At 64.8% G+C, this 16,191-nt stretch carries 14 protein-coding genes; 6 read left to right on the forward strand and 8 right to left on the reverse strand.

What is annotated here, in order from left to right:
* Positions 1-37 precede the first annotated feature (37 nt).
* Positions 38-841, forward strand: a complete 804-nt coding sequence (locus tag MU553_RS03160) for an endonuclease III domain-containing protein (protein ID WP_247375473.1) — start codon at positions 38-40, stop codon at positions 839-841.
* A 2-nt stretch (positions 842-843) separates the two neighbouring features.
* On the opposite strand, the gene MU553_RS03165 is transcribed toward MU553_RS03160, so the two are convergent.
* The gene (locus tag MU553_RS03165) at positions 844-1,872 is read right to left on the reverse strand and encodes an aldo/keto reductase (RefSeq protein ID WP_247375474.1); all 1,029 of its coding nucleotides are present in this window, start codon (positions 1,870-1,872) and stop codon (positions 844-846) included.
* Between the two features lie 127 nt (positions 1,873-1,999).
* On the opposite strand from MU553_RS03165, the gene MU553_RS03170 reads away from it, so the two are divergent.
* The gene (locus MU553_RS03170) at positions 2,000-2,494 is read left to right on the forward strand and encodes a GNAT family N-acetyltransferase (protein WP_247375476.1); all 495 of its coding nucleotides are present in this window, start codon (positions 2,000-2,002) and stop codon (positions 2,492-2,494) included.
* A gap of 241 nt (positions 2,495-2,735) precedes the next feature.
* On the opposite strand, the gene MU553_RS03175 is transcribed toward MU553_RS03170, so the two are convergent.
* Positions 2,736-4,661: a beta-CASP ribonuclease aCPSF1 gene (locus MU553_RS03175; protein WP_247375484.1), complete on the reverse strand. Its 1,926-nt coding sequence runs from the start codon at positions 4,659-4,661 to the stop codon at positions 2,736-2,738.
* Positions 4,662-4,892: 231 nt separating this feature from the next.
* On the opposite strand from MU553_RS03175, the gene MU553_RS03180 reads away from it, so the two are divergent.
* Positions 4,893-5,378, forward strand: a complete 486-nt coding sequence (locus tag MU553_RS03180) for a DUF7984 family protein (RefSeq protein WP_247375486.1) — start codon at positions 4,893-4,895, stop codon at positions 5,376-5,378.
* Positions 5,379-5,675: 297 nt separating this feature from the next.
* Here MU553_RS03180 and MU553_RS03185 read toward each other — a convergent pair whose 3' ends face one another.
* On the reverse strand, positions 5,676-6,392 hold the full coding sequence (locus MU553_RS03185) for a DICT sensory domain-containing protein (RefSeq protein WP_247375488.1): 717 nt from the start codon (positions 6,390-6,392) through the stop codon (positions 5,676-5,678).
* Positions 6,393-6,394: 2 nt separating this feature from the next.
* Positions 6,395-6,796 (reverse strand): DUF7344 domain-containing protein, encoded by a 402-nt coding sequence (locus MU553_RS03190; protein WP_247375490.1) that lies wholly within the window; start codon positions 6,794-6,796, stop codon positions 6,395-6,397.
* A gap of 156 nt (positions 6,797-6,952) precedes the next feature.
* Here MU553_RS03190 and proS point away from each other — a divergent pair, with 156 nt between their 5' ends.
* On the forward strand, positions 6,953-8,404 hold the full coding sequence (gene proS, locus MU553_RS03195) for a proline--tRNA ligase (RefSeq protein ID WP_247375492.1): 1,452 nt from the start codon (positions 6,953-6,955) through the stop codon (positions 8,402-8,404).
* Between the two features lie 24 nt (positions 8,405-8,428).
* Here the strand turns inward: proS and MU553_RS03200 are convergent, their stop codons facing one another.
* Complete coding sequence (locus MU553_RS03200) at positions 8,429-8,944, reverse strand: DUF4330 domain-containing protein (protein ID WP_247375494.1); 516 nt, start codon at positions 8,942-8,944, stop codon at positions 8,429-8,431.
* Between the two features lie 234 nt (positions 8,945-9,178).
* Here MU553_RS03200 and gltB point away from each other — a divergent pair, with 234 nt between their 5' ends.
* Positions 9,179-13,729 carry a glutamate synthase large subunit gene (gene gltB, locus MU553_RS03205; protein ID WP_247375496.1) on the forward strand — a complete coding sequence of 1,517 codons (4,551 nt, stop codon included), beginning with the start codon at positions 9,179-9,181 and terminating at the stop codon, positions 13,727-13,729.
* A gap of 200 nt (positions 13,730-13,929) precedes the next feature.
* On the opposite strand, the gene fer is transcribed toward gltB, so the two are convergent.
* The 3 genes from fer to MU553_RS03220 all read right to left on the reverse strand — a co-directional run bounded on the left by fer (position 13,930) and on the right by MU553_RS03220 (position 15,075).
* Positions 13,930-14,583, reverse strand: a complete 654-nt coding sequence (gene fer / locus MU553_RS03210) for a ferredoxin Fer (RefSeq protein ID WP_247375504.1) — start codon at positions 14,581-14,583, stop codon at positions 13,930-13,932.
* Positions 14,584-14,655: 72 nt separating this feature from the next.
* Positions 14,656-14,856: a DUF8143 family protein gene (locus MU553_RS03215; RefSeq protein ID WP_247375506.1), complete on the reverse strand. Its 201-nt coding sequence runs from the start codon at positions 14,854-14,856 to the stop codon at positions 14,656-14,658.
* A gap of 3 nt (positions 14,857-14,859) precedes the next feature.
* Complete coding sequence (locus MU553_RS03220; RefSeq protein ID WP_247375508.1) at positions 14,860-15,075, reverse strand: zinc ribbon domain-containing protein; 216 nt, start codon at positions 15,073-15,075, stop codon at positions 14,860-14,862.
* An 89-nt stretch (positions 15,076-15,164) separates the two neighbouring features.
* On the opposite strand from MU553_RS03220, the gene MU553_RS03225 reads away from it, so the two are divergent.
* The gene (locus MU553_RS03225) at positions 15,165-16,151 is read left to right on the forward strand and encodes an NAD-dependent epimerase/dehydratase family protein (RefSeq protein WP_247375509.1); all 987 of its coding nucleotides are present in this window, start codon (positions 15,165-15,167) and stop codon (positions 16,149-16,151) included.
* Positions 16,152-16,191 lie beyond the last annotated feature (40 nt).

A 16,191-nucleotide genomic window follows, 5' to 3' on the forward strand; every position in this document is an offset into this window, starting at 1 on the left:
GGAGTGTTTTGTCGTTCGGTTCGTACCGACTGCCAGCATGCCCGAGGACCCCGAACCGGAGATGAACATCAGCGGCGGCCGAGACGGCGGCGGCTTCACCGCCGCCTTCGAGCCCGGCGACGCGGCCACCAGAGCTGAAGCCGTCGTCGACCGGCTGGGAGAGCTGTACTGGCAGAAGACCTACGGCGGACGCGACGGGTTCGAGTGTCTCGTCCGGACGATACTCAGTCAGAACACGAGCGACAGGGCCAGCCAGCCCGCCCACGACGCGCTGATGGACCGATACGCAGACCGTGGGGACCTGGCCGAAACCCTGGCGAACGCGGACCAGCAGCGACTGGCCGAAACCATCAGCAGCGCCGGACTCTATAATCAGAAGTCAGAGACGATCATCCGCCTCGCCGGCCGTATCTGCGAGGAGTACGGCGGAGAGGACGGCTTCGACGAGTTCGTCAGGACCGCCGACCCCGCCGACGTCCGCGACGCGCTGCTCGACATGAAGGGCGTCGGGCCGAAGACGGCCGACTGCGTGCTGCTGTTCGCCGGCGGCCGCGGCGGCGTCTTCCCCGTCGACACCCACGTCCACCGGATCGCTCGCCGGATGGGACTGGCGCCCGCCGACGCCGACCACGAGGAGGTCAGAGAGCACATCGAACGGGACGTACCAGCCGAGAAGTGTGGCTTCGGTCACACCGCGATGATCCAGTTCGGTCGCGAGTACTGCACTGCGCGAAAGCCGGCCTGTCTGGACGACCCCGAGGCCTGTCCGCTGGCAGCCCAGTGTGACCGGGTGGGCGTCGACCCCGAATCGGGTGAAGTCGTCGACCCCGCAGAGACCTGACGTCAGTCGCGGTGGCCCCACCGACGCCCTTCGTCGTCGTATCGGGCGTCCAGAATCCGATCGAACTGGTCGTCGCTGAGTTCGACGTCGACCGCGCCGACGTTCTCGTCGAGTTGATCGACGGTCCGGGCACCGACGATGGGCACGCAAGTGAACTCGTCGTGTTCGATGAGCCAGCGGAGCGCGACCTGTGCCGGCGTCGCGTCGCGTTCGTCGGCGACCGCTCGGATCGCGTCGAGGACGTGCCAGCCCCGCGCGGAGACGTAGAAGTCGTCGAACCGGTCCGACAGCGACGCGCGGGAGTCGTCGGGGGCTTTCACCGTGTACGGATCGTCCGCGACGCGCTCGTACTTCCCGGTGAGGAAGCCGCCGGCCAGCGGGGAGTACGGACACACTGCCAGGTCCTGGTCGGCACACACGTCGAGGTAGTCTTTCACGTCGTCGCGATAGGCGGCGTGGAACAGCGGCTGGGTCACCTCGAACCGCTCCAACCCGTTCACGTCGGCTTTCCAGAGCGCTTTCGTCAGTTGCCAGGCCGCCATCGTCGAGGCGCCGAGGTAGTGGATCTTGCCCTCGCGGACGAGGTCGGTGAGCGTGCGCAGTGTCTCTTCGATGGGCGCGTCCTCGTCCCAGCGGTGGATGTAGTAGAGGTCGAGGTAGTCCGTTCCGAGTCGGTCGAGCGTTCCCTCGATCTGGCGGCGGATGTGCTTGCGGCCGAGCCCGCTGTCGTTCGGGCCCGGCTCGCCCCGGCCGTCGAAGGGGAAGTACACCTTCGAGGCGAGGACGAAATCCGAGCGGTCGTGGTGGGCCAGCCAGTCGCCGATGTACTCCTCGCTCAGGCCGTTGGGCGTCCCGTAGACGTTCGCCGTGTCGATGAAGTTGATGCCCCGGTCCCACGCCGCGTCAAGCAGGTCGTGGGCTTCGTCCTTCCCGGTCTCGACGACGCCACCGGTCTCGCGGCCGAATCGCCACGTCCCGAAACAGAGTTGCGACACCTTCGTCCCGGTCGAGCCGAGCCTGACGTACTCCATATCTGGCTCTCCGGGCGAACCGGGATAAGATTCTCGCTGGCCCGTCAGGATCGCAGCATCGTATCACGACAGACACGTCAGCATCTCCGACAAAGTGGCTAACTCACCGACTGTGGAATGGACACGTATGACGATACGGGAGGCGTCCGAGAGCGACGTGGACGGGATTCACGACGTGGCGCAGGCGTCCTGGGAGACAGACTACCCGGACATCCTGAGCCGGGAGACCGTCGAAGAGGGGGTCAAGGAGTGGTACGACACAGACAACCTCCGCGAGGCAGTCAGGGACTCTCGAACGCGGCTGTTCGTCGCCGACGAGGACGAGGGAGTCGTGGGGTTCGTCCACGGTATCCTGAGCAACGAGGACGAGGGACACATCCTGCGCCTGTACGTCCACCCAGACCATCGAAAGCAGGGCCTCGGACGACAGCTCTTCGAGCGAGTTCACACGGACCTGACCGACCACGGCGTCGACCAGCTCTACGCAATGGTGCTCGCGGACAACGACCTCGGGGAAGCGTTCTACCAGTCGCTGGGCTTCGAGAAAACCGGCGAGAGCGAGACGACCATCGGCGGGAACGCCTATCGAGAGAGCACGTTCGTCCTCAAGCCCATGACCTGAGTGCTGCGCAGTCACCTAGAGCGGTGGCCAGGAGTGCGTGCCCGCGCGACAGCGCGGGCCGCACGACTCGGGGAAAGGCAGGCAAACCAGCAAGCAGCAGTGCTGCACCGTCGCGGTCGCGCGTCATGGCGACCGCCGCGGTGCAGACGCAAGCGCGCTCGCCAGTTACCGCTGGCGTGCGCGCAATGCGGTACCTGGCGGAATACTAAGGGCGAGGCGGGTCGCCAGGCCCGCCGAGGGCTTAGAGGAACCTGAAGGTCTCCAGGTTCTTCGGCGCGAACGTCCGCATGTTGAACTCGTGGTACAGCGCCGAAGACAGGTCCTGCGTGGACTTCTCGTCGCCGTGGACACAGAGCACTTTCTCCGGGCGCGGGTTCATCGTCTTCACGAAGTTCTCCAGTCCCTGCCGGTCGGCGTGGCCGGAGAACCCGTCGACGGTCTCGACGTCACACTTCAGCGTCAGCGTGTCGCCGCGGCCGCGGCCGTTGCCGTTGCCCATCGGGATCTCGTCCCAGCCGTTCTGAATGCGGCGGCCGAGCGTTCCCTGCGCCTGGTAGCCGACGAACACCATCGTGGTCTCGGGGTCCGGCCCGACGTGTTCGAGCCAGGACATGATGGGACCGCCGGTGACCATCCCCGAGGTCGAGAGGATGATCGCCGGGCCTTCGTCGGCGACCTGCTGGCGTTCCTCTTCGCCGCCGTCGATGTGGTTGAACTCGTCGGCGAGGAACGGGTTCTCGTCGTCGTGGAAGATGCGGTCCCGGAGGTCGTCGCGCAGGTACTCGGGGTAGGTGGTGTGGATGGCCGTGGCCTCCCAGATCATGCCGTCGAGGTGGACGGGCATGGAGGGGATCTTGCCTTCCCGCATGGCCTCCTCCAGGACGAGCATGATCTCCTGGGAGCGACCGACCGCGAACGCGGGGATGAGCACCTTCCCGCCCTTGTCGTGGGTCTCGTTGATGACCTCGATGAGGTTCCGTTCGGAGTCTTCCTGGTCGGTCTGGTAGTCGTTACGACCGCCGTAGGTCGATTCGAGGACCAGCGTCTCCACGCGCGGGAACTCGTTGACCGCGCCGTTGAACAGGCGCGTGTCCGTGTAGTGAATGTCGCCCGAGAACGCGACGTTGTACAGTCCGTCGCCGACGTGGAAGTGCGCGATGGACGAGCCGAGAATGTGGCCCGCGTTGTGCAGCGTGAGTTTGATGTCCGGCGAGATGTCCGTCACGTCGCCGTACTCCAGCGGGATGCAGTGTTTGATGGCCTCGCGAACCATCTCGGACTCGTACGGTGGCGCGCGGCCTTCCTTCGCCGCGACGTCGAGGTAGTCCAGCGTGAGCAGCCCCATCAGGTCGCGCGTCGGCTCCGTGCAGTAAATCGGGCCGTCGTAGCCGTACTTGAACAGCAGCGGGATCAGCGCCGAGTGGTCGAGGTGGGCGTGCGTGAGTACGACGGCGTCGAGCGATTGCGCACCCGACCCAAGCGCTTCGGGAACCTGGAGATACGGCACTTCACCTTCAGCCCCCGGTTTGTCCCCACAGTCGATGAGTACGCGCGTCTCCGGCGTCGAGATGATAAACGAGGCGCGGCCGACCTCGCGACAACAGCCCAGCGTGGTGATGCGCACCCACTCGTCGTCGGACATCTCCTCGCGGTGGATCTGCCGACCGATGCGTTCGAGAATGTCCCGACGGTCGTCGCGCTCTTGCTTCAGGAAGTTCCGAACGTTCGAGACCGTCGACGACTCGATCGGCGGCGTCCTGACGACCTCGGGCGTCCACCCCACCTGCTGGGTGATCTCACGCAGCGTCGACCCGTGTCGGCCGATGACCATCCCCGGTTTCTGGGCCTCGATGACGACCTCGCCGGTGTCGGCGTGGAAATCCAGATCAGTCACGCCGGCTTCCTCCGGGATCACGTCCATGATCGTCTCGCGGGCGCGGTCCGGCACCGAGAGCACGTCCGGGTCGGGGCGGACCGTGATCCGCTTGCGAAGTTGGCTCGCCAACTTCCGAATGAGGTCGCCGTTCTTGGCGAACTTCTTGGGGTCGCGCGTGTACACGACGAGTTCTGGTCCCTCGTACTGGACGTCCGAAATGGAAATGTCGTTCGGGACTTCGTTAACGATCTCTGCCTTCAAATCCTCTAATTGAGTTTCTACCTTGCTCATAGCTCAACAATGGTGAAAAAACGCACCTGCGTTCGGGCGGCGGAACGCAGGCTGTCTCCTGTAAGCGTCATGATGGTTCCGATGATTCCGATGGTGCCGATTGCTACACCGTGAAGTCACGGTCCGGACACTAACTGATGAATCCGGAAAACCGGCCTGTAGTGGCTCCTATTGCCTCACCATTATAAAAGCCTTCGCAAAACAGTAGGTATTTCGCCACGAGCGGTCAGTATGAACGTCTCAGCCGCGACCGTCGCCGATGAGCACCAGTGGGTCCGCGAGCGGGCTCCGACGATCGTCGCCCTCGTCAACAGGACGCGTGCCGAACTCGGGGCGCACTTCGGCACTGACGTCGACGAGATAACCACAGAGCAGTACCACGACGCCGTCGACGCCGTCTTCGCGGACGGTGACCTCGCGGTCAACGTCGCCGCACTCGTCGCGCTGCTCCGCGATCTCGACGTGTCGGGGGACTACCCCGGGTTCGTCGTGGACGAACTGCTCGGCAGAGAACTGGCGGGGATGATCGCCGGCACGCAACCGCTCCGCCTGCTCGGGGAGGCGACCTTCCACTACGCCGACGTCCTGACTCACGGCGGCCCGGGCGATGCCGCCGGTGCTGACGACCTCGACGCAGCCCTGGCGGCCGGCTTCCAGACGCGGCTCCCGGGGTGGGAGTGGACTGAACGCGACAGTCCGTTCCGAAGCAGCCGCTAGTCAGTTGTACTGGTGAGACAGTGGCTGCCAGACTCGAAAACCGTCAGCAAAACGAAGGTGGCGCGTGCAGTGCCACCCCACTGGACCCCACCCCCGGAGTCCGGTACGGTGAGTCCCCCCAGACTCACCACGGAACAGCGTGGATTCGCCATCCACGCATCGTCTAACCCCCGATGGCCCCCATAGCCACCGGGCTATCTGTAATGAGCGGGGCTTCTGGGGAGAACCCTCTGCCGGATATAGAGGGTCGTTTATTACAAAGCGTGTACGACGGTATCTCGACACCGGCGGCGACCCCTATTGATACGTCGTTTCGAGATACGCAAGCAGCGATTCGACGCGGGACGGATCGTACGTCCAGAACCCGCTGTAGCTACTTGATACGGTCTCTTCGGCGAGAAGCGCACACGCCTGTGACGACCGCCCGGCCCCGTTGCCGCCGTCGAAGGCGACGAACCAGAACTGACCGATTTCGTCGTTGCGGACCGCGTGCATCCTGACGCCGGGGATCGTTGGTGTGTTCCAGTCGCCGTCGAAGTACACGTGGACGTCGAGGCCGCGGTCGGCGAGTCGCTCGTACACCGACCGCTGGGCTTCGAGTGCTGCCGGACGCTGGAATCCGGCCGTCAGCCGGCCCGTCCCGACGCGCCAGGCGCGATCTTCGAACTCCCTGCTGGCCGCGAGGAGTTGCCGGCGATCGGTCCCGTGGAACAGCGTCTCGTCGAGGGAGTCGAGGAACGTCGCCAACGCAGGGTCGTCACGGGCCTCGCCCGGAAGCGTGAGTGACGGCTCGAAGAAACCGGCGAGTACGCCCACGTCGATACCTCCCATGAACTCGCCGCCCTGGCGGATAGTGACGAACCCCTCCTGGGTCCCCTCCGGAAGCCGGTCGAAGCGGAGTTCCACGTTCCAGTCCGCGAGTCGGTCGGCCAGTTCCGGATGAGGATCGTCGCTATAGACGGTTACAGTCCGGCGTGCCGCCCCCATCTCGGCGATGTGTTCTCGAAGGGACACGATCACTCGGTGTCATCGGCGATAAATTTCGCGGGCTGTCCACGAGGAGAGGCCAGAGCCTGCTCGCTCTCGAGCGCCGCGTCGAGGCAGCGTTCGGCCCACGGCTGCAGGTCGGTCAGCCGAACGACGTCAGTCTGGGGGTCGTATTCGACCAGGGCGTTGTCCTGAAGCTTGGGGAGATGGACGTGGTGAAGGCGAGTTTTCGTCCTGGTCCAGTCAGCACGGGTCGTGACCTGTTCCGCCCGGTCGGTCGCAGCCCATCCCGTCAGGACGTCGACGAGTTCGTCTTTCGTGGCCGAGCCGTGTTCCCGGAGATAGTAGAGCAGCCGTCGGCGCTCCCGAGTAGCGATGGTCTCGAAGAGCGCGTCCAGTTGTGCGACTCCCTGTGGCCCGGCCTGCTCCATACTGGCATTCCCACAGGAGCCGATTTAGGTATTGTTGCCGTTTTCTTACAGGTACGTCGCCCAGGCGCCCGGTACTGGCGAGCGAGACGGAGGCGGTCGCGGGGTCGCGACCGACGACACGGCGGCTTTAATACTCCCGTCCCGGACAACCTCGATATGAGCGAACAGCAGGAACTCGGGATCACCGAGAGCAAGGAGTACGCGACGGGCGAGTGGTACGCCGAAGTGATCCAGAAGGCAGAGTTGGCCGATTACGCGCCGATGGGGGGATTCATCGTCACGAGACCCAGAGGGTACGCGCTCTGGGAGAACCTGCAGTCGCACCTCGACTCCTGGTTCAAAGACACCGGCGTCACGAACGCGTATTTCCCGGTTTTCATCCCCGAGAGCTACCTCGAAAAGGAGAAAGACATCGTCGAGGGGTTCGACCCCGAGGTCGCGTGGGTCACCAAAGGCGGCTACGACGAACTCGAAGAGCCCCTGGCCGTTCGGCCCACGAGCGAGAGCATCATCACGCCCTTCCTCGCGCAGTGGACGCGCAGCCATCGTGACCTGCCCCACCGCGTGAACCAGTGGTGCTCGGTCGTCCGCTGGGAGGCCACCGAGACCAAGCCGTTCTTCCGCACCAAGGAGTTCCTCTGGCAGGAAGGCCACACAGCCCACGAGGACGAGGACGGCGCCTGGGACGAGACGATGACCCGCCTCAGTCAGTACGAACGGCTTTACGAGGACGTGCTCGCGATTCCGGTCCTGAAAGGTCGCAAACCCGCACACGACAAGTTCCCCGGTGCTCACACCACGACGACCGTCGAGGCGCTGATGCCCGACGGCAAATCCGTCCAGGGCGGCACCTCTCACTACCTCGGTACGTCCTTCGCCGAGGCGTACGACGTCACCTACGTCGACGAAGACGAAGAAGAACAGACCGCACACACGACCTCCTGGGGACTCTCCTGGCGCGCACTCGGTGCGCTCATCATGACTCACTCGGACGACCAGGGACTCGTGGTCCCGCCTGCGATGGCCCCCACGCAGGTCGTGATCGTCCCCATCTGGCAGGAAGACACCAAAGACGACGTGCTCGAATACGCCCAGGACCTGGAAGCCGAACTCGGCGACCGCTACCGGGTCAAACTGGACGATCGCGACGAGCGCAACCCCGGCTTCAAGTTCAACGAGTGGGAACTCAAGGGCGTCCCGCTCCGCGTCGAAGTCGGCCCCAACGAGGTCGAAGACGAGGAGGTCACGCTCAACCACCGGCCCGACGGCGAGTCCGAGACCGTCGACCGAGAGGGACTGGTCGAGACGGTCGACGACCACCTCGACGCGATCTTCGCGAAGCTCAAGGCACGCGCCGAGGAGAATCTAGAGGAGAACGTCCGCGAGGCGGAGAGTCGCGAAGAGATCCTGGGCACGCTGGGCCAGCACAAAGGCTACGTGAAAGCGCCGTGGTGCGGCGACGAAGCGTGCGAGGAGCCGATCAAGGACGCGATGGCCGCCGAGATCGTCATGGTCCCACTCGACCGTGACGCCGAACCGATCGGTGACGAGTGCGCCATCTGCGGTGCGGACGCCGAGGAAACGGCGTACTTCGCGAAGTCGTACTGACTGCCGCTGCGTTTTCGAGTCCCGTTAGCCGCCGATACTCGTCACGTTACCCGTGAGCGTGACGTTCCCGACGTCGAGTCGGAGCTGTTGTCCGATTCGGAGTGGGCGTTTCCGAACGGTAGGGCCACTCCCGGAGTGAATAACGTCACTGAAAAGCATGTCAGTCGACTTTCGCGTCGTGTTGAGTTCGAGCGTGAGAGTGACGTCTTTCAGTCGCGGATGCTGCCGAACGTGTAGCTGACCGTTCTGATCCGGAACAACGACCGTTGCAGGTTCGACTGTCTTCGACCGGACGGCCATAACTTCCGGCCCACCGACCGACCCGTTCTGAATTGCCGCGGCGACGTAGGGTTCGACTGACTGTGATTCGAAGACGACAGTGGTCGTGGGTTGGGCGTCTTCAGCATCCGAATCAGGACTGGAGCCAGAAACGAGCGCAAAGCCGGCGGCTACCATCGCGACGACGAGCAACACCACGAGCAAGTCGATAATATTCACGAGCCCGAACAGCCGTCCGTTCTCGTCGATGAGATCAACCATTGTCCAGCGTGTGCAGTACCTGTTCAGCCGTGGATAATGAGCGTATCCCCTTTCTCTCGCTGACCGAACCAGCTCTCGGCCAAATACCAGACGTCGCGACTCCGCATTCTACCCAGTTGTTTGTGATTGTATATCAGTATACTACAGCAGACGATTATATCCCCTTATTTGAGTTTAACAGACCCTTAGCCCTTCAGGGTCAACCTCTTATTGATCCGGTTGTTGGAGCAAGACATGGTTGGGCAACGGACTACTGATGAGTCTGCGAGCGTCGCCGGGCTCGCAGATCCGACTGACGAACGGTCGAACTGCGGCGTCGGCGTCGTAATGGACCTCGACGGGGGTTCGAACCACGATATCGTCGCAGACGGACTCGAACTGCTAGAAAACCTCGAACATCGCGGGACGACTGGAGCCGAATCGAACACCGGTGACGGTGCCGGGATTCTCTTCCAGATGCCCCACGAATTCTTCTCGTCGGAACTCGCCGTCGATCTCCCATCTCAGGGCGACTACGCTGTCGGCTCATTCTTCCTCCCGAAGGACGACGACGAAGCCGCCGAAGGCCTCAAAGATCTCGTCGAGACGGAACTCGAAGCCGAAGGGCTCGACGTGTTCCACTGGCGGACCGTCCCGACGAACAACGAGAGCCTGGGTGCGACTGCGGTCGAATCCGAACCACGCGTCGAACAGGCGTTCGTGCGGCCGACCGACGAAGTCGACGACGAGGAGTTCGACAAGCGCCTCTACGTCGGCCGGCGCGTCGTCGAGAACACGGTGGAGGACGAACAGCCCGCCGGGTCGGAGCGGTTCTACGTCGTCTCGCTCGATCAGGACACGGTCGTCTACAAGGGGCTCCTGCTGGCCGAGCAACTGCCGGAGTACTACCCGGAGCTCACCGACGAGCGGATGGCTTCCACGTTCGCGATGGTTCACGCGCGGTTCTCGACGAACACGCTCGGCGCGTGGCATCTCGCACACCCCTACCGGAACATCATCCACAACGGGGAGTTCAACACGATCCAGGGCAATATCAACTGGATGCGCGCACGCGAGACCGACCTCGCGTCCGAGCAGTACGGCGACGACATCGAGAAGGTCAAACCGATCATCGACGATCCCGAGCAGTCCGACACTGCCAGCGTCGACAACGGACTGGAACTCCTGCTGGAGACGGGCCGTGACCTCCCGCACGCGCTCCGGATGCTCATTCCCGAGGCCTGGCGCGGCGAGGCGAACATGATCTCCGAGGAACGACGGGACTGGTACGACTACCACGCCTCGCTCGTCGAACCGTGGGACGGCCCCGCGCTCGTCGCCGCGACCGACGGCGAACGCGTCGGTGCAGTGCTGGACCGCAACGGCCTGCGTCCCTGCCGCTACGACATCCTCCAGAACGGTCGGCTCGTGATGTCGAGCGAGGCCGGCGCGCTGGACCACGATCCCGCGGACCTCGAAGAGCGCGGTCGGCTCCAGCCCGGCCAGCTGTTCCTGGCGGACCCCAACGAGGGCCGCGTCATCCCCGACGACGAGGTCTTCCAGCAACTGACCGACGAGAAGTACGCCGAGTGGGTCGCTCACGAGCAGGTCAGCCTCGAAGACATCGCCGAGCACGACCCCGAACCGCGGAGCGAGATCGAGGAGCTCCGCTCCCAGCAGGCGCTGTACGGATACACCTACGACGAGGTCGACCACCTCATCCAGCCGATGGCCGAGAAAGGGAAAGACCCGATCGGCTCGATGGGCGACGACACGCCGCTGTCGGTGCTCTCGCAGTTCAACCGCCCGCTGTTTTCCTACTTCAAGCAGCTGTTCGCACAGGTCACGAACCCGCCGCTGGACTACATCCGCGAGGAACTGGTCACCTCCCTGGAGTCGCGGCTTGGCTTCCAGCGCAACCTCCTCGACGAGAGTCAGGCGCACGCGCGACAGCTCGTTCTCGAATCGCCGATCCTCACCGACGAGGAGACGGAGGCGATCAAAGGGATCGACGAGAACGGGATGTCCACGAAGGTCATCGACATCACGTACGACCCCGACGACGACCTCCGGGAAGCCGTCGAGGAAGTACGTCAGAAAGCCGACCAGGCCGCGACCGAACACGACATTCTCGTCCTCTCGGACCGCGGCGCTGGCGAAGACGCGATCCCGATCCCGAGCCTGCTCGCCGTCGGCGGCGTTCACCACCACCTCGTCCGCAACGGCCTTCGCAACCACGTCGGGCTCGTCCTCGAATCGGGCGACCCGCGTGCGGTCCACCACTTCGCGACGCTCATCGGGTACGGTGCAGGCGCGGTCAACCCGTACCTGGCCTACCAGACCATCGAGGACCTCGTGGCCGGTCCGGACGGCGCGAACCTCGATACGGCCATCGAGGCCTACATCGGCGCCGTCGAGGACGGCCTCCTGAAGACGATGGCCAAGATGGGCATCTCCACCGTCGAGAGCTACCAGGGCGCCCAGATCTTCGAGGCGGTCGGCCTCTCTTCGGATTTCATCGCGGAGTACTTCGAGGGGACGACCTGCCGCACCGAGGGGATCGGCATCGAGGACATCGAGGCCGACCTCCGCAAACGCTACTCGGTGGCGTTCAGCGACGAGGACCCGGAGATGGAGCGCCAGGGCGAGTACGAACACCGCTCCGACGGCATCAAACACGAGTGGAACCCCGAGACGGTCGGGACGCTCCAGCAGGCAGTTCGGACCGGCGACTACGAGAAGTACCAGGAGTTCGCCGAGATGCTCAACGACCAGTCCGAGGAACTCCACACCCTCCGCGGGCTGCTCGAGTTCGACGACGAGGACCGCGAGTCCATCCCGATCGAAGACGTCGAGCCCATCGAGGACGTCGTCGAGCGGTTCGAGACGGCCGCGATGAGTCTGGGGAGCCTCTCCCCGGAGATGCACGAGAACAACGCCATCGCGATGAACCGTCTGGGCTCGAAGGCCAACACCGGAGAGGGCGGCGAACCGCCAGAGCGGTTCGGCACCGAGAAAGAGTGCAAGATCAAGCAAGTCGCCTCCGGTCGCTTCGGGGTGACCTCCGATTACCTCACCTCGGCCGAGGAGATCCAGATCAAGATGGCCCAGGGCTCGAAGCCCGGCGAAGGTGGCCACCTGCCCGGGAAGAAAGTCAACGAGATGATCGCACACGTCCGGTACGCGACGCCGGGCGTGGGCCTGATCTCGCCGCCGCCGCTGCACGACATCTACTCCATCGAGGACTTGAAGCAGTTGATCCACGACCTGAAAGCCGCGAATCCCGACGCGGACATCAACGTCAAGCTCGTGGCCGAAGACGGCATCGGTACCATCGCGGCGGGCGTCGCGAAGGCCAACGCCGACGTGGTCCACATCTCGGGCCACTCCGGCGGAACCGGTGCGTCGCCGAAGACCTCGATCAAGAACGCGGGCCTGCCCTGGGAACTCGGCGTCGCCGAGGCCAACCAGATGCTCCGGGCGACCGGCCTGCGTTCCCGCATCCGCGTGACCACCGACGGCGGGATGAAAACCGGTCGCGACGTTGCGGTCGGCGCACTGCTCGGCGCGGAATCGTTCGCGTTCGGGACGGCGTCGATGGTCACGTCCGGCTGCGTGATGGCGCGTCAGTGTCACGAGAACACCTGTCCGGTCGGCGTCGCTACGCAGAACGAGGATCTGCGCAGTCGCTTCCCCGGCCAGCCGCAGCACGTCATCAACTACATGACGTTCATCGCTCAGGAACTCCGGGAGATCATGGCCGAGCTCGGCTTCGGGACCGTCGACGAGATGATCGGCCGGGTCGACGCGCTCAGACAGCGCGACGACGTCACCCACCCGAAGGCCAAGAAGCTCGACCTCTCCTCGATCCTGGTCGACCCCGCGGGCGACGACGACCGCTACAAGACCCGCGAACAGGATCACGAAGTCGACGAACAGCTCGACTGGGCGATTCTGGAGGAAGCCGAGGCCGCCATCGACGGCGGCGAGCCGGTCTCGCTGGACATGGACATCCAGAGCGTCAACCGCGCGGTCGGAGCCACGCTCTCGAACCGTATCTCCCAGGAACACGGCACGCCCGGCCTCCCGGCCGACACGATCCGCGTGGACTTCGACGGCACGGCCGGCCAGAGCTTCGGCGCCTTCCTGCAGGACGGCGCGACCTTCGAGCTGACCGGGACGGCAAACGACTACGTCGGCAAGGGGCTCTCTGGCGGGAAGCTCGTCGTCAACACGCCCGACGCAGCCCCCATCGAGCCCGAAGAGAACACGCTCATCGGAAACGTCGCCCTCTACGGCGCGACCCAGGGCGAACTGTACGTCAACGGGCAGGCCGGCGAGCGCTTCGCCGTCCGGAACTCCGGCGTGAAGGCCGTCGTCGAGTCGGTCGGTGACCACGGCTGTGAGTACATGACCGGCGGTGCCGTCGCGGTGCTGGGCGACACGGGCAAAAACTTCGCGGCCGGGATGTCCGGCGGCGTCGCCTACGTCCTCGACCGCGAGGGCGACTTCGAGCAGAAGGTCAATCGCGGCATGGTCTCGACGTTCGACACCTTAGACGAGAAGGACCGCCAGATGCTGCGTCGTCTCGTCGAGAACCACGTCGCCTACACCGACAGCGACCGCGGCCAGTACGTCCTCGACAACTGGGACGAGGAACTGGACAACTTCGTGAAGGTGCTGCCCGACGCCTACGCGGAGATCATCGAGGAGCGCGAAGACGCCGACGTGCGAGAGAACCCGCCGGCCTCGGCGACCCCGAGCGCGACGGCCAGCGACGCGGTGCAGGGCCAGGCCGATGACTGACGGGTGAGGAACGCCACTCGGCGTGTCCAAACCGCAGTCTCGGCCTGGAAGGCCGACGACTAACCACCTTTCTGCTTCGCAGGGTTGATCCACAACCCTGCTCGTAAAAACGTGGGCGGAAAACTGCTCGACGCTCGCTACGCTCGCGTCGAGTGAACCGCCTCGCTGCGCTCGGCGGATGCTAGTTTCTTGAATGGGAGTCAGTCGGACTTCGCCTGTTTGAACCGACTCGCCGGCAAGAGGAGTTCGTTGACGCCCGGGAGGTGTTTGACGTTGTAGACGATCTGCGCGTCCTTGGTCACCGGCGTGGTGATACAGGAGAGCCGAATCCCGCTGTCGATCAGTTCCGGTGGGAGGACGTGGCTGTTCGGCGGCGGGACCTCGCCGTCGATGAGCGCGATCGCACAGTTCGAGCAGGCGCCGCCGCGGCAGGCAAAGGGCCAGGCGAAGCCGTGTTTCTCCGCGGCTTCCAGGATCGATTCGTGGGGCTCGACGAGGATCTCCCCGTAGTCGACCCGGTCGAGGTCCGCGCGGGCTGCCTTCTCGAACAGGTCGTCGTCAGTGAGCTCCCACCCGAAGTCGTCGAGCACCTCGTAGTTGAGATACTCGACGAAGTGCTCGTCGTACTGGGGAGGGTCGTCCGCCTGCTGGTCGAAGTCCTCGTGCACGCTGCTCGGGTCGTCCGGATCGTACCCGTCCTGGAGTCGTTCGTAGGCGGTCTGAACGGCCCGAAATTCACTGACGGTGCCACCCTGGTCCGGATGGACTTCCTTCACCCGTTCCCGATAGGCGCGCACGATCTCCGACTCGTCTGCGTCCGGATCGAGCCCGAGGACGTCGAAGGGGGAGTCCACGCTCGCCACTAGGTAGCTGAAGCATAAAGTCCCTCCTCCCTCCGGCAAACTGCGGGACAGCGAGTGGCTAGCTCAGCGACGACGGCCGTTTCGGTCGTCCCAGCCAACGTCGCCGTCCCGCCCCTCGTCAGAATCACGTCGTGCCGTCCGCTCCGCTTCTGTCCGGTCCATCGTCGGCACGTCGTCGGTTTCGGACTGGATCAGCGCGTACAGCACGAACGGCCCGGCCACCGCGAGCAGTAGTACCAAGATCAAGACGGCACCCTCCGCCATGGCTCACCCGAAGAACACGTCGAGGAGGTTGCTGGTGCCGGCGTCGGACTTGTAGAGTTCGGTGTAGCCGCAGTTGGTACAGGAGACCGTCTCGAACCCGCGGTTCTGAATGTCGAACAGTTTACTTAACCCGCCACCAGAGGTGGCGATCTTGTCGACTTCCGCGTCAGTGTGGCCGCACTTGGGACAGCCATTGTCGGCAGGGGTTTCAGGGGGCATACACCCGTGTGTCGTACCAGGAGACCTATCAGTTTTCCCCCGAAACGCGGCGGCCGAGCTTTTTCCCCCAGGGAGTCGTTGACACTCACATGGTGCACGCGCTCGTCATCGGGGGAACCGGGTTCGTCGGCCGGCACGCGGTCGCAGAACTCCGCGAGCACGGCTACGAGGTCACCGCGTTCAGCCGTGGGCAAAGCGAGGTCCCGTTCACTGACGAGGCCGTTACACACCTCCGCGGCGACCGCACTGACGAGCGCGAGTTGGCGGACGCGGCACAGGCCGCGGACCCGGACGTGGTCGTCGACTGCGCAGCGTTCCACCCGGGCGAGGTGCGGACGGCAACGCGGCTGTTCGCGGACGCGGACGCCTACGTCTACGTCTCCAGCGGTGCGGCCTACGCCGAGGAGGAGATACCGAAGCGGGAAGGCGAGACGTCCCTCCACGACTGCGCAGCCGAGGAGGCGCGCAACGCCTCGGCGGCGACGTACGGGCCGCGGAAGGCGGCGGGGGACCGGGCCGTGTTCGACGCAGCCGACGAGGGCGTCAGGGCCATGAGCGTCCGGCCGTCGAACGTGTACGGCCCGCACGACTACAGCGGCTACCTGGACTACTGGATCGACCGCGTCGAGCACTGCGACCGCGTGCTGGTCCCCGGCGACGGCACGAACATCTGGCACCGTGCCTACGTCGAGGACGTGGCCAGCGCGCTGCGGATCGTCGCCGAACGTGGCGCCCCAGGCGAGGCGTACAACGTCGCTGATCGACGAGCGACGACGCTCGGCCGACTCGTCGAACAGGTGGCCGCCGCGGTCGGAACTGAGATCGAACGAGTGTACGCCGGCCCATACGAACTCGACGCAGTGGACGTCGATCCCGGGGAGTTCCCCTACTATCGAGACGAACCGCATCTGTTGGCGACGGAGAAGCTCGCCGCCCTCGGCTGGGAGTCGACGCCACTGCGCGACGCGCTCGAAGCGACGATCGCAGAGTACCGGGAGAGCGAGCGAGACGGGAGCGATCACGGGCCGGACCGACAGGCAGCCAACAGGCTGCGCCAGCGGGTGACGAGCAGATAAGCGACCGCGGCGACCACGGGCGACCGGCGGAGGGATAAAC

Source organism: Halorientalis brevis (genome assembly GCF_023077655.1).